The organism is Paraburkholderia strydomiana (assembly GCF_031456815.1).
Taxonomy (GTDB): domain Bacteria; phylum Pseudomonadota; class Gammaproteobacteria; order Burkholderiales; family Burkholderiaceae; genus Paraburkholderia; species Paraburkholderia caledonica.
The window spans coordinates 61185-83529 of record NZ_JAVDVL010000011.1 but is presented as its reverse complement, the minus strand read 5'-3'; the positions used below and the strand labels follow the sequence as shown (position 1 = coordinate 83529).

General features: G+C 62.1%; 21 protein-coding genes. 6 read left to right on the top strand and 15 right to left on the bottom strand.

Going from position 1 to position 22345, the window contains the following annotated elements; translation table 11 throughout:
- The first annotated feature begins 26 nt into the window (after positions 1–26).
- Together J2W46_RS25795 and J2W46_RS25790 are read left to right on the top strand one after the other, a co-directional pair.
- Entirely contained in the window at positions 27–626 is a 600-nt protein-coding gene (locus J2W46_RS25795) for an NADPH-dependent F420 reductase (protein WP_310357375.1), read from the top strand.
- Between the two features lie 67 nt (positions 627–693).
- Positions 694–1095: a nuclear transport factor 2 family protein gene (locus tag J2W46_RS25790; protein ID WP_310357372.1), complete on the top strand. Its 402-nt coding sequence runs from the start codon at positions 694–696 to the stop codon at positions 1093–1095.
- A gap of 10 nt (positions 1096–1105) precedes the next feature.
- On the opposite strand, the gene J2W46_RS25785 is transcribed toward J2W46_RS25790, so the two are convergent.
- Positions 1106–1228, bottom strand: a complete 123-nt coding sequence (locus J2W46_RS25785) for a hypothetical protein (RefSeq protein ID WP_310357368.1) — start codon at positions 1226–1228, stop codon at positions 1106–1108.
- Between the two features lie 312 nt (positions 1229–1540).
- Here J2W46_RS25785 and J2W46_RS25780 point away from each other — a divergent pair, with 312 nt between their 5' ends.
- Together J2W46_RS25780 and J2W46_RS25775 are read left to right on the top strand one after the other, a co-directional pair.
- Positions 1541–2101: a carboxymuconolactone decarboxylase family protein gene (locus J2W46_RS25780; protein ID WP_310357367.1), complete on the top strand. Its 561-nt coding sequence runs from the start codon at positions 1541–1543 to the stop codon at positions 2099–2101.
- Between the two features lie 142 nt (positions 2102–2243).
- Complete coding sequence (locus J2W46_RS25775) at positions 2244–2966, top strand: peroxiredoxin-like family protein (protein WP_310357365.1); 723 nt, start codon at positions 2244–2246, stop codon at positions 2964–2966.
- Here the strand turns inward: J2W46_RS25775 and J2W46_RS25770 are convergent.
- The gene (locus J2W46_RS25770) at positions 2943–3875 is read right to left on the bottom strand and encodes a LysR family transcriptional regulator (RefSeq protein WP_310357362.1); all 933 of its coding nucleotides are present in this window, start codon (positions 3873–3875) and stop codon (positions 2943–2945) included. The genes J2W46_RS25775 and J2W46_RS25770 overlap by 24 nt on opposite strands.
- A gap of 244 nt (positions 3876–4119) precedes the next feature.
- A complete protein-coding gene (locus J2W46_RS25765) occupies positions 4120–5232 on the bottom strand; it encodes a hypothetical protein (protein ID WP_310357360.1) in 1113 nt (370 codons plus the stop codon).
- Positions 5233–5485: 253 nt separating this feature from the next.
- Here J2W46_RS25765 and J2W46_RS25760 point away from each other — a divergent pair, with 253 nt between their 5' ends.
- The gene (locus J2W46_RS25760) at positions 5486–5722 is read left to right on the top strand and encodes a hypothetical protein (protein WP_020067532.1); all 237 of its coding nucleotides are present in this window, start codon (positions 5486–5488) and stop codon (positions 5720–5722) included.
- Positions 5723–5866: 144 nt separating this feature from the next.
- Here J2W46_RS25760 and J2W46_RS25755 read toward each other — a convergent pair whose 3' ends face one another.
- From J2W46_RS25755 to J2W46_RS25745, 3 genes are all read right to left on the bottom strand, one after another.
- Positions 5867–7378 carry an aldehyde dehydrogenase gene (locus tag J2W46_RS25755; RefSeq protein WP_310357357.1) on the bottom strand — a complete coding sequence of 504 codons (1512 nt, stop codon included), beginning with the start codon at positions 7376–7378 and terminating at the stop codon, positions 5867–5869.
- 18 nt (positions 7379–7396) lie between these two features.
- Positions 7397–8797, bottom strand: coding sequence for an MFS transporter (locus tag J2W46_RS25750; RefSeq protein ID WP_310357355.1), 1401 nt, complete (start codon positions 8795–8797; stop codon positions 7397–7399).
- A gap of 95 nt (positions 8798–8892) precedes the next feature.
- Positions 8893–9624, bottom strand: a complete 732-nt coding sequence (locus J2W46_RS25745) for an enoyl-CoA hydratase/isomerase family protein (RefSeq protein ID WP_310357354.1) — start codon at positions 9622–9624, stop codon at positions 8893–8895.
- A 56-nt stretch (positions 9625–9680) separates the two neighbouring features.
- Here J2W46_RS25745 and J2W46_RS25740 point away from each other — a divergent pair, with 56 nt between their 5' ends.
- Complete coding sequence (locus J2W46_RS25740; protein ID WP_310357352.1) at positions 9681–10442, top strand: GntR family transcriptional regulator; 762 nt, start codon at positions 9681–9683, stop codon at positions 10440–10442.
- A 159-nt stretch (positions 10443–10601) separates the two neighbouring features.
- Here the strand turns inward: J2W46_RS25740 and J2W46_RS25735 are convergent, their stop codons facing one another.
- The 9 genes from J2W46_RS25735 to J2W46_RS25695 form a co-directional block, all read right to left on the bottom strand.
- The gene (locus tag J2W46_RS25735; RefSeq protein ID WP_020067527.1) at positions 10602–11633 is read right to left on the bottom strand and encodes a response regulator; all 1032 of its coding nucleotides are present in this window, start codon (positions 11631–11633) and stop codon (positions 10602–10604) included.
- Between the two features lie 181 nt (positions 11634–11814).
- Positions 11815–12219: a response regulator gene (locus tag J2W46_RS25730; RefSeq protein WP_310357348.1), complete on the bottom strand. Its 405-nt coding sequence runs from the start codon at positions 12217–12219 to the stop codon at positions 11815–11817.
- 7 nt (positions 12220–12226) lie between these two features.
- Positions 12227–13564 carry a sensor histidine kinase gene (locus J2W46_RS25725; RefSeq protein ID WP_310357345.1) on the bottom strand — a complete coding sequence of 446 codons (1338 nt, stop codon included), beginning with the start codon at positions 13562–13564 and terminating at the stop codon, positions 12227–12229.
- Position 13565: 1 nt separating this feature from the next.
- Complete coding sequence (locus tag J2W46_RS25720; protein WP_310357341.1) at positions 13566–14972, bottom strand: class I SAM-dependent methyltransferase; 1407 nt, start codon at positions 14970–14972, stop codon at positions 13566–13568.
- A 565-nt stretch (positions 14973–15537) separates the two neighbouring features.
- The gene (locus J2W46_RS25715; RefSeq protein ID WP_310357338.1) at positions 15538–18207 is read right to left on the bottom strand and encodes an excinuclease ABC subunit UvrA; all 2670 of its coding nucleotides are present in this window, start codon (positions 18205–18207) and stop codon (positions 15538–15540) included.
- An 81-nt stretch (positions 18208–18288) separates the two neighbouring features.
- Complete coding sequence (locus J2W46_RS25710) at positions 18289–19644, bottom strand: amidase (RefSeq protein WP_310357336.1); 1356 nt, start codon at positions 19642–19644, stop codon at positions 18289–18291.
- A 37-nt stretch (positions 19645–19681) separates the two neighbouring features.
- Positions 19682–20662: an ABC transporter substrate-binding protein gene (locus tag J2W46_RS25705; RefSeq protein WP_020067520.1), complete on the bottom strand. Its 981-nt coding sequence runs from the start codon at positions 20660–20662 to the stop codon at positions 19682–19684.
- Between the two features lie 40 nt (positions 20663–20702).
- Entirely contained in the window at positions 20703–21557 is an 855-nt protein-coding gene (locus tag J2W46_RS25700; RefSeq protein ID WP_310357335.1) for an ABC transporter permease, read from the bottom strand.
- Positions 21554–22330, bottom strand: coding sequence for an ABC transporter ATP-binding protein (locus J2W46_RS25695; RefSeq protein WP_027779838.1), 777 nt, complete (start codon positions 22328–22330; stop codon positions 21554–21556). Before J2W46_RS25695 ends, J2W46_RS25700 begins: the two co-directional genes overlap by 4 nt.
- Between the last annotated feature and the right edge of the window lie 15 nt (positions 22331–22345).

Here is a 22345-nt window from a genome sequence, read left to right as displayed (position 1 = left end):
CGCGCCGAAAAATCGAAGGAGGAAAGATGAGTTACGCAATTATCGGCTTCGGCAAGATCGGTCGTGCTCTTGCCAGGGCATTTGCCCGACGCGGCATCGAAGTATCCGTTGCAACCACGCGCGACCCGGAGAGCTTCGCCTCCGATGCGGCGTCGATCGGACCCACGATCGTCCCCCGGACACTGGCGGACGCCGTCATGGCGGACACGTTATTTCTGGCGGTCCGTTTCGAGTCGTACCCGGATGTCGCCAAGGCGCTTCCCACCTGGGAGGGAAAGACCATCGTCGATGTGACCAATGCCTACGGCGTGCCTCCTGAAGCCTTGGGCGGAATGCCTTCTTCCAAAGCCGTTGCACAAGCGTTCCCGGGCGGACGGCTGGTCAAGGGCTTCAATCATTTGCCTGCTGCCGTCCTTGAAAAGGATCCCTCCGTAAATGGTGGAAAGAGAGTCGTGTTCCTCGCGAGCGACGATAACGGCGCCGCAGCGGAGGTCGGCGCGCTTGCAGAAAAACTTGGCTTCTCGCCGATTACCCTCGGCGGGCTTTCGGAAGGAGGACTGCTAGTTCAGGCGCGCGGAAATAGCTGGGGTCAACTGATCTTTAAGGACCTCGTCACGTTCGGCTGATGAATCAGACCGTCGCCGGATTCGTGGCCCGCGTGCACATGTGATGAATTGGAACCGGAGAACTTCGATGAGCATTGAAGAGAATGTCCAGGTCGTCAAAGACTTCTTTACAGCAATCAGCGGCGGCGATAGGCAACGTCTGCTGGAGTTGTGTGCCGAAGATATCGAGTGGATCATTCCGGGCGACGACTGGCCGCTGGCCGGTACGCGCCGCGGGCATGCAGGATTAACGGATCTGCTTCAGACGCAATCCGAAACGGTGGAGACTTCGTTGACGCAGCCCAGTGAATTCGTCGCGCAGGGAGACCGGGTTCTGGTCATCGGTTTCGCCAAGGGAAGAATCATAGCCACCAATAAAACGTTCGAGGACGATTGGGTGTTCGCCATTACCGTTCACAACGGCAAAGTGTCGAAGATCCGCGAGTACATCGACACGCAAGCATTGGCACGGGCTTCGGCACCGGCATGAACGGCGCCGGTCATTGCTCGCGCAGATAGTCGTACCGGTGCGCGAGCCATCGCGCACCGGTTCCATTCGCAAGAATGAAGTACTGGTCCTTGGTTTCGTGGTCGCGACCGTCGCGCGCGATCACCTGCTCCATGCGAAGCAGTCGTCCGGACCAATCGGGCGCGATTGGCGGCGCGGCAAACGGCTCGAAGCGCACTGTGATGCGATCGGGCGCGTCGCGCCCGCGGCGCCGTTATGCATTACCGACCGACGATGCCCTTGCCCCGTCGCCTCTTCGATTGTGTACTTCGCCATCGCCGATCAGTCGCGGTCTCATAACCCGGTCGCGACCGCACAGCCACCGCTTTATGCCTGCCAGGAATGACTGTTATCGACGGCGCCTGCCTTCTTCGATAAGGCGCTGACCTCCAACATTTGCTCACCGTCAACCAACAGGAAAAAAACGATGAGCAATTTCCAAACCTACACGATCGATAACGCACCGGCCGCTTCGAAGGCCGGCCTCGAAGACACGAAGCGCGCCTTTGGCTTCGTGCCCAAGCTTCAGGCGCACATGGCGGAGTCGCCCGCACTGCTGGCCGGTTACTCGGCGCTGTGGGACCTGTTCTCCAAAAGCACGCTGACGCCGCATGAACAGCAGGTCGTCTACCTGACCTCGAACTTCGAGAACAACTGCCACTACTGCATGGCCGGTCACAGCACGCTGGCAAAGATGATCAAGATGGACGCAGGCGTGATCGCCGCGCTGCGCGCCGGCACACCGCTGCCCGATGCAAAGCTCGAAGCGCTGCACCGCTTCACGACGCTCGTAGTGCGCGAACGTGGCTTCGTCCCGGACGCCGATGTCGACGCGTTTCTCGCCGCCGGTTACACCCGTCAGAATGTGCTCGAAGTGATTCTGGGCGTGGCGACCAAGGTGATGAGCAACTACACCAATCACATCGTCCATACCGAACTCGACAGCTTCATGGCCGGTAACGAGTGGACCAAGCCGGTCGCCGCCTAAGCCGTCTCGGGGAGCCGTTCGCGGCTCCCGCCAACCCGATACCGAAGCTCAAGTACACGCGCATCGCAGCCGCGCTGAACGCAGCCCGAATCTGCGGCCACGCTGTTCCTCAATTTCACTATTCCCCTCACGGAGAACACTCATGTCGCTGCAAGAGAAACTCGATGCATTCCGGGCCGACTTCAAGGCAGGCGAGCCGCCGTTCAATGCACCGCCGGAGATTCATCCGGTGATGGAGCGCGCTACCGCAGAACTGATAGCAAGCGGACAGGCGAGCCGAGCGATCAAGGCGGGCGACCGCGCGCCGCATTTCAACCTGAAAGATCAGGACGGCAACGACGTGTCGTCCGCTGCGTTGCTGGTGAAGGGCCCGCTGGTGGTGACGTTCTATCGCGGCGTCTGGTGCCCGTACTGCAATATCGAATTGCAGGCGATCAACGAAGTGCTGCCGCAGATTCAGGCCTATGGCGCGAACGTCGTGGCGATCTCGCCGCAAACCGCGGTCAATAGCCGAAAATCGGTGCGCACCAACGAACTGGGCTTCCCCGTGCTGAGCGATGTGAATGGGCAGACAGGCGCCGACTTCGGATTGCGCTTCGCGTTGCCCGACTATCTGGTCGAGTTGTACAAGAATCTGAGGAACGATCTGCCTGCGTTCAATGACGACCCGGGCTGGACCTTGCCGATGCCGGCGCGCTACGTCATCGGGCAGGATGGGATCGTGCTGTATTCGGAGGTCAACCCGGACTACACGCGTCGTCCGGACCCGTCGGACATGTTCCCGGTTCTGGAAAAAGCCGCCTTCATGACGGGTCAAACGCTTTACGTCGACGGCGGAGCGTCAATCGGCAAGCTCGCTTTCTGAAGGTGCGCCGCCGGTGCCGCTGCCAGCGGCACCGAGTGTTTCTTCGACGAAGGCGACGAACGCTCGCGCCTTCGCACTCACCAGCCGTCCAGCCGGGAACACCGCCCACAGGTCGATCGAGGGCAATTCCCAGTCGGTCAATACCGCTTGAACCGAGCCGTCGGCAAGTTCCGGCGAGAACATCCATTCCGACGCAATCGCAAGGCCTAGTCCGCCCAGCACCGTGGTGCGCATCCCTTCGGCGGCGCTGACGCTGACGCGCCCGGACACGACTACCGCCACTTCCTTGCCGCTCTGGCTGAACGCCCACGACTCCCCGCCGCCTCGCAACGAGTAGACGATGACCTGGTGCTGACTGAGATCCGCGGGCGTCTTCGGCACGCCCGCTTCGGCGAGATAGGCAGGCGTTCCGACAACCAGTCGACGGCTTTGCGCAATGCGGCGTGCCGTCATCGTCGAATCATCGAGCGATCCCATGCGCAGCGCAACATCGACGCCTTTTTCGAGCAGGTCGATGGTGCGATCGTCCAGCACGATATCGATCTGCAGGTTCGGATGCCGGTCGAGAAACGTCTTGAGCGCAGGCAGGATGTGCAGGCGCGCGAAGGTGACGGCGGCACTGATGCGCAGCACACCGGATAGTCCGGTCGACGCGTCGCGCGCGACGTGTTCGGCGAGATCCACCTCTTCGATTGCGCGCCTCGCGTGCTCATAGAAGCGCTGCCCCGCATCGGTTGGCGTAAGGCCGCGCGTCGAGCGCAACAGGAGCCGCACGCCGAGTCGCTCCTCGAGTTGCGCGATCGACTTCGACACGGCCGGTTGCCCCAGTTTGAGCCGCTTTGCGGCTGCCGAGAACGAGCCCGCCTCCACGACGCTGACGTACGTTTCCATTGCTGCCATCCGGTCCATTCGGCTGCTTCCCCTTGAAGGACGATGAAGTCCGTGTCGTGGCTGAGATGTGTTCAGCCGGAAGTCTAGCGCGTCAGGGCATGAGGTCGATGAAATTGCTGGGGACCGGTCTTTGTGATCTGTGGCCGATCACGGAGACAGTCCGCAAAACAGTCGGCCCCGCCGCAGGCAATGCTGCGGCGGGGCCGGTTGGCGATGCGTGCAGTCCGGTTCAGATACCCGGCGCTGCTTTATGCCTCAGTGCTTACACATTCGGCGTCGCGCTTTGCGGGTCCGCCGGCGTGGCGGAATCGGGACTCTGAAGCGCCGGTGCATAGAGAATCACGTTGGGCAGCCGCGGGTTGGCCGTGTCGGTGCTATCCCGCACGCGCGACTGGATGGTCGTGTTATCCGTCAGGCCCCAGAAGTTGTTGGTGAAGTCCAGAGAACGAAGCGTGGACGCGTTATAAGTGCCGTGAGACTCGATCACGAGGCGGTTTCCATTCGGTGAGTCCTTCTTGAAAAGGAACGAGTTCCGCTGCGCAACGCCGGTGGGCGCCTGTCCATTGGCGGGGAACGCGTCGATCAACACGAGCGGGTCGACCATGTTGATGAACAGGTTGTTTTGCACGAAGACCGACGGATCGAAAGCGAAGGCCGCGGAGTCCACGAACGTATTGCCTTTCACGGTCGCCGACCTGCTCAAGCGCGGGTAGCCGTTCGTGCCGGCTTCATAAGTCGTCACTCCGTTGCGAACAATTGGCGTCACGTTCATGTGCGTGGCCTGGCTGTATGTCATCGAGAACGGCGCGGCGTCGTTGATCTGCACGAACGCGTCCTGCAACACCGCATGCGTGATGCTCACCGTGCCGTTACCCGCGTCCTGCGCCAGCGACGTGTTAGCAGCCGTCACGCCCAGCAATTGCACCGGCCCTTGGCTTCCCACGTTGAGCGTGCCGGCCACGTTGATGATGCCTTTGGTCGGAATCGTACCCACACAATCGGCCGTGCATGGCACTGATCGGTAAGTCTCCACGATCGTGTTATCGGGGATCGTCAACGTGACGCCCGGCGCCACTCGCACCGTGCCGGCGAGAAAATACGGAGAGCCGCTCGCCGGCCACGTGGTGTCCGCGGTGATCACGGTTCCGTCGGGAATGACCGTCTTCGGCTGCACGTAGACATACGCGGTAACGAGATTGCCGCTCGCGTCGGTGCAGACTTTCGTGGGGTCGGTCGTGTACGGACCGTCGGTACATGCCTTGGGACTCGTGGACGAAGGTGCCGAAGATGCCGTGGTGGCGCTGTTGCCGCCTCCCCCGCCGCCGCCACAGGCCGCGAGCAGAAGGGCGAAGAGTAAGCCTGGATATTTTTTCATTTGAAGGTCCCCGTATCGCGCTTATCGTTTTCGAATCTCACTGGTGTGTACACATCAGCGATTCGTGCGACGGATCTTCACATGCCCCACCTGCGCCAACTGCGGTCTAGGACACAAAACATCGCGATTGGCGATGTCGCTGCCCGAATCGCCTCACGCGACTGTCAGGCACTGCATATGCTCTGTTACGCCTGCGGCGCGGTGACGGTCGCTTCGCCCCAGCGACGGGGGTCAACTATCCAAGGAGCAAAACATGCGAGGCATTCAATCGATGCTTGTACTTCTGGCCGCATTGGCCGTTTCCGGCACGGCGAGCGCGCAAGCAGGCGGCAATGGCAACGGCGGATCGGGCGGCGGCAACGCCCACGGCGCAGCGACGGCGGGCCCAACTGCCGGCGGAGACAACACGTCCGCGCCGACCAGTACCCACTCGACCCATCATCGTTCGCACAAGCACGCCAAGCATCAGAAGCAGCCAGACACGCAGTAATGCGAGGGACAGCGGGCGTGACCGCGACGGCATGGCGACGCCCGCACAGCCGATTCCGACGAAGCATCGGTTCGCCACGGCCTCCAGGGAGGTTTGTTTTCAACCCTCCCTGGCGGCTCGTTTCCGCTAGTTTCGCCGCTTGGTTTAGTTGAGCCGCTTCAGTTCGCCATCGTCCGCGTACCAGTCCACCGTCTTGCCGGATGTGTTGATCGTCACCGCGCGAGGCTCGCTGAACTGGTCAAACGACTCGATGCCCGTTTCACGGCCCACGCCGCTGTTCTTGAATCCACCCCACGGCGACGCCGGGTCGAGCCGATGGTGGTCGTTCACCCACACCATGCCGAATTCCAGCCTGCCGGCGACGCGATGCGCCCGCGCGACGTCCTGCGTCCAGATCGAAGCGGCAAGGCCGAACGGCGTATCGTTGGCGATACGGATCGCATCGGCTTCATCTTCGAACGGCATGACGACCGTTACGGGCCCGAACACCTCGTCCTGGCCGATCTCCGAATGCGGGTCCGCATCGTAGACGACGGTCGGCTCAAGAAAGTACCCCGACGTCAATTCTTGAGGCACGCGTCCGCCCGTGAGTAACTTTGCGCCCGCCTGCTGCGCGCGTTCGAGCATCGCGAGAATGCGTTGACGCGAACGCTCGGAAATGACGGGACCAAGCTGTGTCTTCGCATCCGTCGGATCTCCCACACGGATACGTTCCACCTTCGCGCGGAAACGTTCGAGGAAGGCCGCATACATCGATTTCTGCACGAGGATGCGCGCACCGCAGACACAGGTCTGCCCAGCGCCGATGAAAGCGGCGAACGCCGCGCCGTTCACTGCGCGCTCGATATCGAAGTCGTCGAACATAATCACCGCGCCCTTGCCGCCCAGTTCCAGCGTCGTGAGCGCGAAATTTCGCGCGGCAGCCTCGCCGATCGAGCGGCCCACTTCCGTGCCTCCCGTGAATACCACCTTCCGGATCAGCGGATGTTGCGCGAGCGCCGCGCCCGCTACGCGCCCTTCGCCGTTCACAACATTGACGACGCCTTTGGGAACGCCCGCGTCCTGCAACAGCTTCACGAGCCGCACAGTCGTCAGCGGCGTCTGTTCCGACGCCTTGATGACGACGCTGTTGCCTGTAGCGAGTGCGGGGGCAAGGCTCTTCGAGAGAATCATCAACGGATGATTGAACGATGTCATCAGCGCGACGACCCCCAGCGGTACACGCTGCGTGTAACACAGGTACGGTCCTTCGATCGGAATCACGTCGCTGCGGCGCGTGAGCGCGAGCGCCGCGAAGTAGCGATAGAACTGCGGCAGGCGTGAAATCTGCGCGCGCGTTTCCGCAATGGGACGGCCGTTATTCAACGTTTCGAGCTTGTAGAACTGTTCGAGATCCGCTTCGAACAGATCGGCAAAACGGTCCAGAATGCGCGCGCGTTGCTGGATCGACATGTCGCGCCACGCACCGCCTTCGAATGCGCGATGACCGGCTTGCACGGCCCGATCCACATCGCGAGCGGAAGCCGACGCGAGCGCCCCGATCACTTCGCCCGTCGCGGGATTCACAATGTCTAGCGTGCGGCCGTCTTCAGCATCCGTCCATTCACCGCCAATCAACAATTGCGCGTCATAGCGCTGTGAGTTGCCTGTATTCATTACATGGTTCCTGTCGATTCATTTGTTAGGCGAAGCGTGCGCGTCGGCATGAAGCGCGTCGCGCGCGAGGGTGTCTTCCGGTTGAAGGTCTTCGAGGCGCTGTCCGGTCGGCTCGACGCCAAGCCATGCAACGACGACGATCTGCACGGCGAGCAAACCGATCATCATTGCCAGCACGCCGACGATGCCGTACTGCCCAAAAAGCGATACCACGATGAAAGGCGTGACGATGGTTGCGCCGCGGCCCAGCGTATTGCAGACGCCCGACGCGCGCAGCCGCACTTCAGTCGGGAAGAGTTCCGGCACATAGACTGCGAATAGCAGCGCGACCAGCACGTAGATGGGAATGGTCAACAACAGTCCGACGATGGGCAATATCACGGGGCTCGTGATGAACGGATACATCGCGCCAAAGACGATCGCGGCGAGCGACGAGCCGATGATCGTCGGCTTGCGGCCCCACGCGTCTGCGGTGAGCGCGCCGATTGCGGAGCCGATAGGCGCGCCGAGCGACATCACGAGCGCGAACCCGAACGACTTCGCGATGCTGAAGCCCTGATGCACGAAGAATGTCGGAAGCCAGGTGACGAAGCCATACAGCAGCGTGTTGATGACAATGAGCGTCACGCAGCCGACGATCATCCGTTGCAGCATTGCGCCGCTGAACAACGAAGCGAACGACAGCGCCGGTTGCGCCGTCGCGCCGGGTCTCGTCGACGCTGGCGCAGGCAGCGGCTTGCCGCCTCGTTCAGCCGTCACTTCTGCTTCGATGCGCCGCAGGATCACGTCAGCCTCGTCGTGGCGTCCAACGGAATCGAGCCAGCGGGGCGACTCCGGCAAGGACTTGCGTGCATACCAGACGCCGAGTGCGCCAACACCGCCGAGCACGAACATCGCGCGCCAGCCGAACGACGGAATCAGCAGCAACCCGATCAGCCCCGCGACGGGCAGTCCGGACACGACGAAAACCGCCATCAAACCCTGCAGCCTGCCGCGTTTCTGCGGCGGCACGAATTCAGTTAGCGTCGAGTAACCGACCACGTTTTCTGCGCCCAGCCCAAGTCCCATCACGAAGCGGCACGCGATGAGCACGCTCATGTTCGGCGCGAGTGCCGCGCCGAGCGAGGCCAGCCCGAACACGGCGAGATTCGCCTGATACGTGAAGCGCCGCCCGAACCGGTCGCCGAGAAAACCGGTGGCGAGCGAGCCGAGCATCATGCCGAGAAAAGTGAGCGACACGAACAGCGCGTTCTGCCCGAGCGTGGAGAATCCGGACTTCAGCGTTGCGCCGAGCACCGTCGACGCAACGTAAATATCGAAACCATCGAAGAACATGCCAATGCCAATCAACCACATGATGCGCCGGTGAAATCCCGACATCGGCAAACGATCGAGCCTCGGCCCTGCGTTGACGTTCATGTCTGTCTCCAGTCGACGTTACGGTGTCAGCGGATTAGCGCTTTCATCGACATCCGCACGTCGTGTTGTATCGAGCGGGTGAAGCACGGCCACGCTCAGCGGGTCTGCATCAACCGCAATGCGTTGACGGTCAGCATGTCGGTCGCCGCGCGGAAGTTCTGTTCGACGCTGCCTTCCTGCGCGGCGAGGAAAAACGCCTTGCACTGTTTCGCGCCGGCTTCGTCGAGCGAGAGAATGCGCGCGGCAAGCGCGTCAGCGTCGGCGTGCAGGTTCGCGCGATCGCATACTCGCGTGACGAGCCCGGCCTGCAAGGCCGCTTCGGGCGTAATGGGATCGCCGAACAGGACCATTGGAAACAAGGCCTTGGGCAGTGCATAGCCGCCCAGGTAAGCCATGATCGCGGCGGGCGGCAGACCATTGCGCATCTCAGGAAACCCGAGCCGCGCCGACGATGCGACGAGCGTGAAGTCGCACAGGATCGCAAGCCCGAAGCCGAAGCCCAACGCGTCGCCCTGCACCTGCGCAATCGAGATCAACGACGTGTTGCGTACGAGCCGCTTCAGTTCGATCAGACGCGCAACTTCGGTGCGGATCGACACGGCGTCCCGCCCCGCTCGCTCGCGCCCCGTGCAGAACACATCGCCGTTCGCGCGGATGCGCAGTACACGCGCCTTCGGTTGCACGGCCTCACTGCGCAACGCGTCCGACATCGCGTCGAACATTGCAACCGACACTTCGTTGCCGACGTCCCCGCGGTTCAGCGTGAAGGTGAGCACGTCGCCGGTATGCTCTATGACAACGGGGGCTTCCAATGCACTGCGATCCATGTCGTCTCCTGTTGTATAATCTGTATACAGAGTATTCACAGAAATCCGAGGTGTCAATGCCCGCTGCTAAAACCGCTCCTTCAAAATCCACGACAGCGCACACGCGCCACGCGCCGAGTCTCGAATCCATTGCCACGCGGTATCACGCGCGGCTTCGCACGCTGGACTCAACCGGCGATTCGTTGAGCGATGGCGTGGTCGTGCCCGCGTTGCGCGAGGCGATCGTGGAAGGCGTGCTCGCTCCGGGTAGCCGTCTGTCCGAAGTGCAGGTCGCAAAGCAGCTGAACGTTAGTCGCACCCCAATGCGCGAGGCGTTCGCGCAGCTCGAGCGCGAAGGGCTGGTGACGGTTCTTCCGCGAGTGGGCGCATATGTGCGGTCGGTGACGCTTCGCGATGTGGAAGAGATTTATACGGTGCGGGCCGCGCTCGAATGTCTCGCGGTGCAGCTTGCATCCGAGCGCATTACATCGCTCGGTGCCGCGCAGCTAGATGATGTGATCGACATGATGCGAACGAGCGTCGATGCCGGCGACGCTGCCGCCTATGTCGATGCATTGGACCGCTTTTACGCGATCGTCATGACGATTGCCGACAACCGCACGTTGCAGCAGAGTCATGCATCGCTGATCGGGCCGGTGCGGCGACTGCGCCGCATCGCAATGGCGCAAGGCGGGCGGATGCGCGCATCGTTCGAACAGGCAGTGCGAATTCGCGATGCTGTCGTCAACGGCACCGGGGATGCGCAGGATCTGATGAGGGAACAACTGCAGCGGGCGTGCGAGGCCGCGCTGGATGTGCTCAAGAATGCGGGGAAATAGACGGCCGTCGCTACGCCAAGTCGCGCAACGGCTCACGAACCCGTGCTCCGTTGCTCCTGCCGGCCGTTCAGCACCCGGCTGGCCCGAAGAATTTTCTCCAGATGCAACGATCGTTCGCCCCGTGAGCTAATTGCCCGGGCAACGATCGTTGCGCCCTCTTTAAACGCGGACCGTCGGCTTATCCTGGTCGAACGCAGGCTCAAGGAACCGCTCGATCCAGACTGCAAGGCGGTCGGCCGCAAAACTGGCCCGCGCACCGGCACGGCAGACGATAGCGTCACCTTCCCGGAAGAACTGCAGCGCGCCGCCCGCTTCTTCCAGCCACAACAGGCAGGCCAGCCACGCAGCGTGCTCGGCGGATACCGCGTGACCCACTGGGCGCGTGAGGAACTCGCTCAGCGTTGAGGGCGAAGTCCAGAACAGCGCCTCACCATTGCCGCGCACCGTGGCGCCGAGGACATCCATCAAGACCGGCAACGCGTCAGCAACGCCGCGCCCCGCAGTCTGCGCACGCAGTTGCGCGAGACGCGTACCGACCGCGTGACCGAAGCTGCCGCTGCATTCGCTCTCGGCATGCACCAGATCGGCGTAGTCCATACGCCGCCAGTCCGGCTCGGCATTGCGCGTACCGGCCAGTTCGGTGCCGGTCAGGTAAGTTTCCACCGGCTGGAACCGGCCAGGGCCAATCAGGCTCGCGCACAGCGTGTGCACTACGCCGATACGGGTGGCCACCGTCTGCGTCTGCAATACGCCAAGCTTCTCGCGCACGAGTTCGTCGCGTTCCTTGCGCAGCCCCGACAACTCCAGCGCCTGCTTCATCTCCATGCGCAGCGCTGAGATATCCCACGGCTTCTTGATATAACGATGTATCTGGCCCTGGTTGACGGCCTCGACGGTCTGATCCAGCTCGGAATAGGCCGTTGTCAGTATCCGGACGATGTGGGGATAGCGCTCTCGCGCATAGCGCAAAAGTTCGTTGCCATGTTCGCCCGGCATGCGCTGGTCGGACACGAGCACCGCCAGACTGGAGGCGTGGGCGTCCAGCATCGCCTTGCCGTCGTCCACCGAGGCGCCCGTCACCACCGGCGCAATGGAGCCGATGGCGCGTTCGAAGTATTTGACCGCGGTGGCTTCGTCGTCGACGAACAGAATCGCCGGAGGCGGCGTCTGGTTGGCAATCGTATGGCTCATTGGTAACTCCTGTGCATTCGATCCTTCAAATTTGGAGATTCCAGCGTCGCGGCCGTACCGCCGCCGACTGCGGATCTGATCCCGATGTTCCCGACAAGCTGCGCGACGCGGTTGCTGAAGATCATGCCGAAGCGGCTTGCGCCGGTCTTCGTGATAACCGGGTCGACCGGCAAGCGCTGCGTCACGTCAGTCGCGACACTTGGGCTGTCGTCGCCGATGTCAACACCTCGCGGACCGTGCTCACGCCCAGGGGCTTCTCCAGGATTCGGAACACCCCATCGGAACTGACTGCGGCCGGCAACGCGTTGTTGTCCGCGTAGGCCGTCACCAGGATCCGGACGATATGCGGATACTCCTGAGCGACCTGGCGCAGCAGATCGTCGCCGTGACGGCCCGGCATGCGGAAGTCGGTCACAAGCACGGCCACGCGCGCTCCTTCGCGGCGAAGGATCGACATAGCCTCCTCTGCGCCGCTCGCGAGAAGCACTTCGTAGTCACTGCCCGCCGCGCGCGCAAAGTACTTGCGGGCTAAATCTTCGTCATCGACATAGACGACAGTGTGCGTGCTCTGCTGCGTATTGCTCATTTCGATATCACTCGGCACGCGGCAGGTCGAAGTTGAACGCGGTCCACTCGCCCAACTTGCTTTCCGCGAATAGTGTGCCGCCGTGCCGCTCCACCACCGCATAACTAATCGACAGGCCAAGGCCGAGGCCCTGGCCGACTTCGCGCGTAGTGAAAAACGGTTCAAACACTCGCGCGAGATTCTCTGCGGCGATTCCCGGTCCGTTGTCGCGCACATTCACATGCAGGCGGTCGTCGCGCCACTCCGCCGCGACGTGGATGCGCGGCGACGCGGTGCCGGCCTTCTGCATGGCGAGAGCAGCATTTGAAAACAGGTTGATGAGCACGCCGATAATGGCGGCTTCGTCGCCCAGCACAAGGGTGTCGTCGGACAGCTCACGCGTGACGCTCACGCCGCGCAGTTCATGCGCGCTCAAGCGGATCGACGAGTCAAGCGCCTTCTCGAACAGGAACGGCACGTCGTCTGCCGCCGCGCCGGGTCGACGGTAGGCAAAGGTCTTCAGGTCCGACACGATATGCTGGATGCGTTGCATCCCCTGCTTGACATCCGTCAGGCACTCCATCAGCGAAGGGCTGCTTTTGGCCTGCGGTTCCTCCATGCCGATTTCGATCGCCATCAGGCAGAAGTTCACCGGGTTGTTGACCTCGTGAAGCAACCCCGCCGACAACGTACCGATTGCAGCCATCTTCTCCTGCTGCAATAACTGACCTTTGATCTGCGCGAGGCTTTCGTTGGTACGGGCGAGCTGGTCGTTCTTGTGCGCCAGCTCCTCCTTCAGCCGGAAAAGCTGGAACCGGCCCTTCTCGTTGAAGTAGGTGTACACCGAACTGGCCAACGCACAGAAGAAGATCAGGATGAGCTGAAACAGAAACTTGCTCGGGTCGTGTATGCCGCCCGCATGAGCCACGCAGGCTATGTAATAGAGCGCGACCGTGGCCAGCCCGAAAGCGAGCGTCTGCCAATAGCCGGAAGGGAACAGAATGCCGACCGCAAAGATCGTCAGCATGAGCCCGGCATAGAACAATGACTGCTCGCCCTGCGTGACATAAATCATCCAGGAGATCATTGCCTGCGGCAACAGCAGCCAGAGGAAGGTGATGATCTGCACGTGGCGTTTGCCCGTTGTCGTGTAAAACGACAGCAATGCCAGGCCAATGGCTGCGCTGGTCAGCAACCGAATGATCGCAAAGCGCTTCTGCTCTTCCGGATACACGACATAGTCGAGCGCAACGCCCATCAGCACCAGCACGATCACCGTCAGGCCGCCGGCCTTGCTGCACAACAACCGGTAGTCGCGCAGCTCTTCACGATAGTTCGACTGTAGCCCACCAAGGGAGGTTGTCATCTCAGGCTACTTGTTGCTGGCCGATCACCACCTCGGCGAACACATTAACCCCGGTCGAGTCCGTGTACAGGCGCGGCTCTCCGCAGTTCTCCGGCATGATGTCGGCCATCTGTGCCTCGTTGCGATAGATCAGATACCACTCGAGCACGTGCTCCATGCTCAGGCGCTCAGGGTTGTCGGCGTGGACATTGGTTACCAGCAGGCGGCCGCCCTGTCGGGTCCGGCTGGCGAAATGCTGGTTCAGCCGCGCACACACCTTGTCCGACAGGTAGTCGAAGAGGCCGGCGCAATAAACCGCGTCGAATTCACGGACGTCCGATGCGTGCGCATCGATCCGGCGCTTGAGCAGGTGGTGGACAGAATCGTGCGTGTAGCTAATGGTTATGCGCCTGCCCATTTTCTGTGAAATGGACGCGAGGCGTTCACGTGTCCAGTCCAGTGTCTCCTGGCTGAAGTCGAGCAGTTCGAACGTCAGCCATTGCGGTTCGTCGTATTCGTGGATAAAACGCTGGATCTCCTGAGCGGGGCCGCAACCTACGTTCAGCACACGGAACGGCCGCTGCGCGGCGCGCGCTTCGTTGGCGAGCCGGGTCAGGTAGTCCACCAGCAGATCGACGCGATTGCGGTGCGCGCGCGCAACGGCCGTCTGCAGGAAAGCGGCGTTGACGATCTGGAAATACGTGCTCGGCCCCTGGCGCGGATCGTCGAGCATCTGGTTGACCATCTGGTAGTCGCCGGCATAGCCCAGCGGCTTCGTGAACGTGCGAAAGACAAACGGCGAGCGTAGCAGCAGCGGATGTAGTGCAGCCTGGGCAAAGGCACGGTGTGCCGGCGCCAGTTCTTCGTCGACCAGACGTGCCTCGCCTTCGAACTCGTCGAAGTAAAGCTTGGTCTTCTCCATGAGCGGCGATGCCAGTTCGAAGAAGAAGTCCTCGCGCAGGCTATTGCCTTCCTTCGGCATGGTTTCGCCGAGGTCTGCCTGCTCGACCCAACGCGACATGTCCGAGAGAAAAGCGCGGATCTGGTTGACTGCGATCTGGTAATCACGACGGATCTGGAAACGGCCGGTCCAGTCCTGCACGAACCGGCGCGCTTCTTCGCCCACCGTACGCGCTTCCAGCGCGCCGCCGCTCAGTTCGCGCCACTCGGCGATCAGCGTTACCGAAACGATTGCTGTAAGGCCGGTATTGACCATGCTGATGACGACTGCCTTGCCAGAATAGGCGTGTTCCACGCCCATCTTGACGGACAGGTCGCTCAGCACCTCGCTGACCTGCACAATCGAGTACGGGTTATAGATCTCCATCACCAGCGAGTTTCGCTGGAGATTGATGATCGTGCCTCGTACCTGCTCGCCCTGCGAGTTCCGGAAGCTGACTACCGGATCGATTTGCGTTTTGGAATACACAATATTGCGGCCAGGTAAGTATCACGACTAGTTGGTTTGGGATCCGACGCCCTACCCGGCCAGCAGGTCGGCCAGGTGAGCGCCGATGGCGTCGTTGGTCCATGTGACACGTGTCGCCAACGGTTTCAGTTGTGGCGACGGCGATCCATTGTTCGTGGCGGCGTGCGATTCACTCCCGTTCGCAGCGGCCACACAAGTTTTGCATTCGACATGACTGCGTCGCCTCGCGACGACACGCGTGCTGATAGCCTCACGGTCTTGACGAAACCGTGAAACTGATGAGCCCGAGCGTCGGTTGCGGCAACACTGAATCGTTGCGGTTGCAGCATTCTACTGATAAAAAAGAATGCTGTCGTCCACTGTCATCTGGTCAGTGAAGCGGGATGGAGGCATGCGGCGAACGGAGCAGAAAGCGCGTAGGTCCACGGCCGTGCGGCATGCATGATAAAGCTCTTGATGCACACCTGACATTGAACAAATGCGTTACGCATGACCTGATTGCCAGGCGCGAACGGCGTGCGGTGCGTTCGTCGATCGAGGTTATTCGAATAGCCGCGCCGCCGAATCAGGCCGCCAGCTGTTCCCTGATATACGCAGCGGTGCGGCTCTCCTTTTTGCGCGCGACTTCCGCGGGTCTTCCGCTCACCACGATCGTTCCGCCAGCGTCTCCCGCCCCTGGGCCCACGTCGATGACCCAGTCGCTTTGTGCGGCCACTCGCATATCGTGCTCGACCGCGACGACCGTGTTGCCCGCATCGACAAGTCCTTGCAATTGCACCATTAGCCGATCGACGTCGGCGGGATGAAGGCCAGTCGTAGGCTCGTCCAGGATGTATAGCGTGTCGCCGCGTTGGGCCCGTTGCAGCTCGGTCGCGAGCTTGATGCGCTGTGCTTCGCCGCCGGATAACTCCGTGGCCGGCTGGCCGAGTCGCAGATAGCCGAGGCCGATGTCGCGCAGCGCGGTGAGAGAACGCATCACGCCAGGCTGGTCGGCGAAGAAACTGCAAGCGGCATCGACCGTCAGGCCCAGCACCTGCGCAATGTTCTTGTCCCGCCACGTGATTTCCAGCGTCGATTCGTTATAACGGGTGCCGTGGCACGTCGTGCAAGGCGCATAGACGCTCGGCAGAAAAAGCAGTTCGACGCTGACGAAGCCTTCGCCTTCGCAGGTCGGGCAGCGGCCCTGCGCAACATTGAACGAAAAGCGACCCGCGCTATAGCGCCGCTTGCGGGCGGCGGGCGTGTCCGCGAAAAGCTTGCGCACCTGGTCGAAAAGGCCTGTGTAGGTGGCCAGATTGGAACGCGGCGTGCGTCCAATCGGCTTCTGGTCGACCCGTACGAGCCGTCTGATCGATTCCATCCCGTCGACGATGTGGCCGCTCGCCGGCATGCCGCCATCGGCGAGCAGCGGGTCCTGTTCGTCATCGTCCGGGGTTTCGATTGCTTTCCCTAGCCGGCTCGCAACCAGTTCCGGCAGCGCCTGGCTCACAAGGCTCGATTTGCCCGAGCCGGATATGCCGGTCACCGTCGTCAGGCAGCCGAGTGCAAACGCGACGTTCAGCCCATGCAGGTTATTGCGCGTGATACCGGCAAGTCGCAGCCAGCCCTTCGCGTCGCGCTCCGTGCGCTCAACGCTTGCCGGCGGCGCGAACAGATGCCGGCGGGTCTGTGACGCTTCGACCGCCGCGAGTCCGTCGGGCGGTCCGCTATACACAATGTGACCGCCCTCCTCGCCTGCAGCAGGACCCACGTCGACCAGCCAGTCGGCGCGCCGCATCATCTGCAGATCGTGCTCGACGACGAACAGCGAATTGCCCGCTGCTTTCAGCGCCTGAAGCGCGCTGAAAAGCGCTTCGCCATCCGCGGGATGCAGGCCGGCCGATGGCTCATCGAGCACATACACGACCCCGAAGAGTTGCGACGACAATTGCGTGGCGAGCCGCAAGCGCTGCAGTTCACCCGAGGACAGCGTCGGCGTACTGCGATCGAGCGAAAGATAACCGAGGCCCAGGTCGATGAGCGTGGTCAACCGCTCCTGAAGTTCGGCCGCAATGCGCTGCGCGGCGAGGCGCTTCTCGCCGGACAGGTTCGGCGTACGTCGCACGTCAGGCGAGGCCTTGTGCGCCGAGCCGCCAGCCGCCACGCGCCGTTCGACGGCGTCGCGCATAGCGCTCCTGCTGAGCACGTCGCCCTTGCCCCGTGGTACCTCGACCGGCTCCTGCCATTCTCCGCGCGCGACCGGTTCAAGAAGCGCGGCGAGTCCTGAGAGAGGCAACTGCGAAAGCTCGGCGATATCGAGTCCGGCGAATTTCACCGATAGCGCTTCTTTCGTGAGCCGCTTGCCGCCGCACTCCGGACAGTCGCTCGACACCATGTACTTCGACACGCGCTTTTTCATCAGCGCGCTTTGCGTGTTGGCGAAGGTATGCAGGACGTATCTGCGGGCGCCGGTAAACGTCCCCTGGTAGCTCGGCTCGTCTTTCCGTTTTAGCGCTGCGCGCGTCTCTTTGGGGGTGAGACCGGCGTAGACGGGCACGGTCGGCTGCTCATCGGTGAAGAGAATCCAGTCGCGATCTTTCTTCGGCAGATCGCGCCACGGCGTATCCACGTCATAACCAAGCGTTACGAGGATGTCGCGCAGATTCTGTCCATGCCATGCCGGTGGCCACGCGGCGATCGCGCGCTCGCGGATGGTCAGCGAGTCGTCGGGCACCATCGAACTTTCGGTGACTTCATACACGCGCCCTAGCCCATGGCATGTCGGGCAGGCGCCTTGCACCGTGTTCGGCGAAAAGTGCTCGGCAAACAACATGGGCTGTTTGGGCGGGTATGTTCCAGTCCGCGAATACAGCATGCGCACGAGGGTGGACAGCGTAGTCACGCTTCCCACCGACGAACGCGCCGACGGCGTGCCGCGTTGCTGTTGCAATGCGACAGCGGGCGGCAATCCTTCGATTGCGTCCACTTCGGGCACGCCGACCTGCTCGATCAGACGCCGCGCGTAAGGCGCGACCGATTCGAAGTAGCGCCGCTGGGCCTCCGCGTACAGCGTGCCGAATGCGAGCGACGACTTGCCCGAACCGGACACGCCTGTAAATACGACCAGCGCATCGCGTGGAATCTGCACGTCGACGTTTTTCAGATTATGTTCCCGCGCGCCGCGCACGCTGACGAACCCCGTGTCTGTGCGGGAAGACGCCGTGGACGAGCGGGGTTTGCGGCTGCTTGCATCCATATCGGTCGGTAGCTATGGGCCAGGAACCCTACAAAGACGCACAACCCATGCCACACCGGGCAGCCGGCCCGGTGTTCGCGATCACATCTTCCGCTGCGCCACCGCCGCGGGCCACCCTGTGCGCGCTTCGACCCACTCGGCGAGCTTCAGCAAATCGGCGTCACCGTGAGCAGCGCCTACCAGCTGCGCGCCGAGAGGCAAGCCCTGCGGCCCGAATCCCACGGGCACGGTCACGGCCGGCACGCCGAGAAACGTCCACGGTGCACAGAATGACGCGTCGCCCGTATAGTCGAGCCCGCGCGGCGGTTCACCGGTGGCCGGCGCGACCAGCAGCGCATCGAGCGCCAGCGCGCCGGTCAGCCAGTCGTGGAAGCGGCGCGTCATCGGCATTTGCGCCGCCTTGATGCTCGCGTAGACGGTCGCGGGCAGCTTGCGACCCTCTTCGACGAGGCCGCGCATTGCCTCGCTCACCAGCTCGGGTGTGCGATCGACCAGTTCGCCGTGCGTGATCGCGGCTTCAACCGACATCAGTTTCAACGCATGCGCAGGCGTTTCGAAGATCTCGGCTGGCAGATCGACTGTGACGATCTCGGCGCCGTCTCGTGCCAGCTGAGCCGCGAGCCTGTCGAGCGCGGCCTGCTGCGCCGGCTCGATTGCCCCGCCGGCCTGTTTGGACAGCACGCCGATGCGCCGCGTCCCCGTGCCGCGCGCCGCAACATGGGCAGCGGACGGAACATGCGAGACATGCGGATCGGCGGCGTCCACGCCAGTGACAAGCGCCAGTGCATAAGCCACGTCCGCGACGCGTGTTGCAAACATGCCGACGTGGTCCAGCGACCACGCCAGCGGCAACACGCCCGTGCGCGCAATCGCACCGTAAGTCGGCTTGAAGCCGACGATGCCGCAGTACGCCGCCGGCCGTATCACCGATCCCTGCGTCTGCGTGCCGAGCGCGAGCGGCACGATCCCCGCCGCGACCGCCGCCGCTGAGCCACTCGACGAACCGCCCGGCGTGAACGCGTCATTCCACGGGTTGACGGTCGCGCCCGGCTTACGCCACGCGAATTCGGTCGTCACCGTCTTGCTGATAATCGACGCGCCCGCCGCACGCAAACGCGCGACCACCCACGCATCCCGCTCGGGCCGCCGTCCTTTGTAGGCGAGCGAGTTGAATTCGGTCGGCATGTCGGCGGTATCGATCACGTCCTTTACCGCAATTGGTACGCCCGCCAGCGGCGAGGCCACATCCACGGCATTGACGGGCGCGGCGTCCGGCAAATAACAGAACGCATGCAACGACGCCTGCGATTTGCACGCCGCCTCGTAAGCCTGCGTGACGTACTGCTCGAGTCTCGCCTCGCCCGAGGCAACTTCAGCGCGAATCTGCGAGATGGACGGAATCGCCGCAGCTTTTGAAGAAGAAGAGAACATGGTCATGTAAGCGTCGCGAACGGTGTCAACGGTGTGAGCGGTGTTATTTCGCGGCAAGCGCCGGCTGGATGTAATTCTGCACGATGAACCTGTCGTAGTTCGGCTGCTGCTTCAGATTGCCAAGGGCGATCTGCGTATCCATCGCGACAGTCAGCGCTTTCGGCGTGATGCTGACGTTCTTCGGATACACGCCTTCGTCGAGCATACGCTTCACCGCTGCGTCGACCACTGCGGCGTCGAGAGTCGGAAATTCCTTGCGCGCGATGGCCGCCGTTTCCGCAGGATGGCTTTGCATGTAGAGCAGCGCGTTTTGCAGCCCCTTCACGAACCGCGCGGCTGCATCCGGATCGACGCTGCGCTTCGCGGAGATTGACGAAAACGCGTATTCGCCATAGAGCTTCGGAAAGCCGAGCACGACTTTCATGCCCTTAGCGACAGCCTGATCGAGACCGGGCTCATACATCACCGCGATCTTCGCCTGGCCGGCAACGAGCGGTCCGATCTCCGAGCCGAGCGGCACCTGAACCAGCTTTACGTCGCTTTGCGACATGCCGTTCTCCTTCAGCAGCTTGAAGAACAGCGACGTGCTGGTGGTCGGCATCTGTCCCGACACGACCACCTGATCTTTCACGTCCTTGATGCCGCTGAACTTCACATCCGGCGCAACGGCGATCCACACCGCCGCACCGTTCACGACATTCGCGATCACATCGACATCGGCGCCCTTCTCCGCGGCCACGGCCGTCCACTCCGGACCGTGTAGCGAGAAGTCCGCGCTGCCGGACAGCACAGCCGAAAGCGCCGCGCTCGGACTGCCCGCCGTCTGCTTGTTGACGTCGAGTCCCGCCTTTTCGAAGAATCCGCCGTCTATCGCCACATAGAGCGGCAGATAGAGCATCGACTGGAACGCCTGCGAAATAGTCACTTTCTTTCCGTCGGCCAGTGCCGGTGTTGAAACGACTGCAACGCTCAGTGCCAAAGCGGTCGTGAGCGCGACGAGCGCCTTTCTTGCGGTGAATGCCATCGTCTGTCCTGTCATGAAGTGGTTGGACTGCCGGAATGCGTTAAACCTTGAGCGTGGTGGTATTCGACGCCTGCCGCCAGGGCAGCAGTTTGCGTTCGAGCATGTCGATCAGAAAGTACAGGACGAAGCCGATCGCCATGAGCACGAACAGCCCCTCCCAAACGGTGTTCAGGTCGTACAGGCTGGACGCGGTGAAGATCATGTGTCCGAGGCCCTTCTCCGATGAGATGAATTCACCCACCACTGCGCCCACCAGACCGAAGCCGACGTTGATGCGAAACGTCGAAATCACATAGGGCAGCGTGAACGGCACCACGACTTTCATGAACACGTCGTTCTTGTTCGCGCCGAGCGTGACGAGCAACGCCTGCAGGTCGGGATCGGCGTCCTTGGCCGCTTCATATGCGGCAATCAGCGCGACGATCGCGGTCAGCGAAATGGCCAGCGCAACCTTCGAGATGAGTCCGGTGCCGAACCACAGAATCACGATGGGTGCAAAAGCGATCTTCGGCACACTGTTGATCGCGACGATAAACGGCTCGATGAGCCGCGCGACGAACGGCGAATACCACAGCGCGAGTCCGCATACCGACCCGACTGCGGTGCCGAACACGAAGCCGAGAATTGCTTCAAAAAGCGTATAACCGGTGTCGATGAACAGCTGATGCGATTGCATGTCGCGCAAGAGCGCCGCGAGTATTTTCGACGGCGAGCCCACAAGAAAATTAGACACCCAGCCGACGCGCGCCGCGCCTTCCCATATCGCAAAGAACGCCACTACCGCCGCGAGTTGCAACAGCGAACGCCCCCAGCCGCTGTCGAGCACGAAGCGCGCGCGAGGCTTTGCTGTGCGTTGTGCAGGCGCCGGTTTATTGATGGAAGCGGATTGCGTCATGCTGCTTTCACCTCCGTCTGAATGTCGAGCTCGCCGCATAATGCGTGAAAGTACCCGGCGAAGTTCGGGTCGCTGCGTGCACCGATTGGCGAGCGAGCGGCTATGTCGATGTCGTAGATCTTCTTCACCTGCGAAGGCCGGCCGCCCAGTACAACGACGCGCTTCGACAAGGCCACCGCCTCGTCGATGTCGTGCGTGACGAGTACGACTGTCTTGTGAAACGTCTCGACGGCCTCCATCAGCACGCCTTCCAGATACAGGCGCGTCTGGTAGTCGAGCGCCGAGAAAGGCTCGTCCAGCAGAATGATGTCGGGATCGTTAATCAGCGTGCGGATCAGCGCCACGCGCTGACGCATGCCGCCTGACAGCATGCGCGGATACGCATTCTCGAAGCCGGCGAGCCCATAGGTATTGAGGTATTCCATCGCCATGTCGCGTGCTTGCGCAGCCGGCATCTTCGAGAGTTCCGGCCCGATCAGCACGTTTTGCAGCACGGTGCGCCACGGCAGCAGCAGATCGCGCTGCATCATGTAGCCGACCTTGCCGCGCAAGCCATCGACGCTTTGCCCGCGATAGACGATGTCGCCGCTATCCGCCTCAAGCAGGCCGGCGATCACGTTGAACACCGTGGTTTTTCCGCAGCCCGAAGGCCCGATGATGCTGACGAAATCGCGTTCGTGAATATCGAAGGTCAGACCGCCGAGCACGTCGACGGAACCCAGTTTGTTCGAAAACGATTTACGGATATTGCGTAACGCAAGCTGAACGGACATATCTGTTCCTCGACG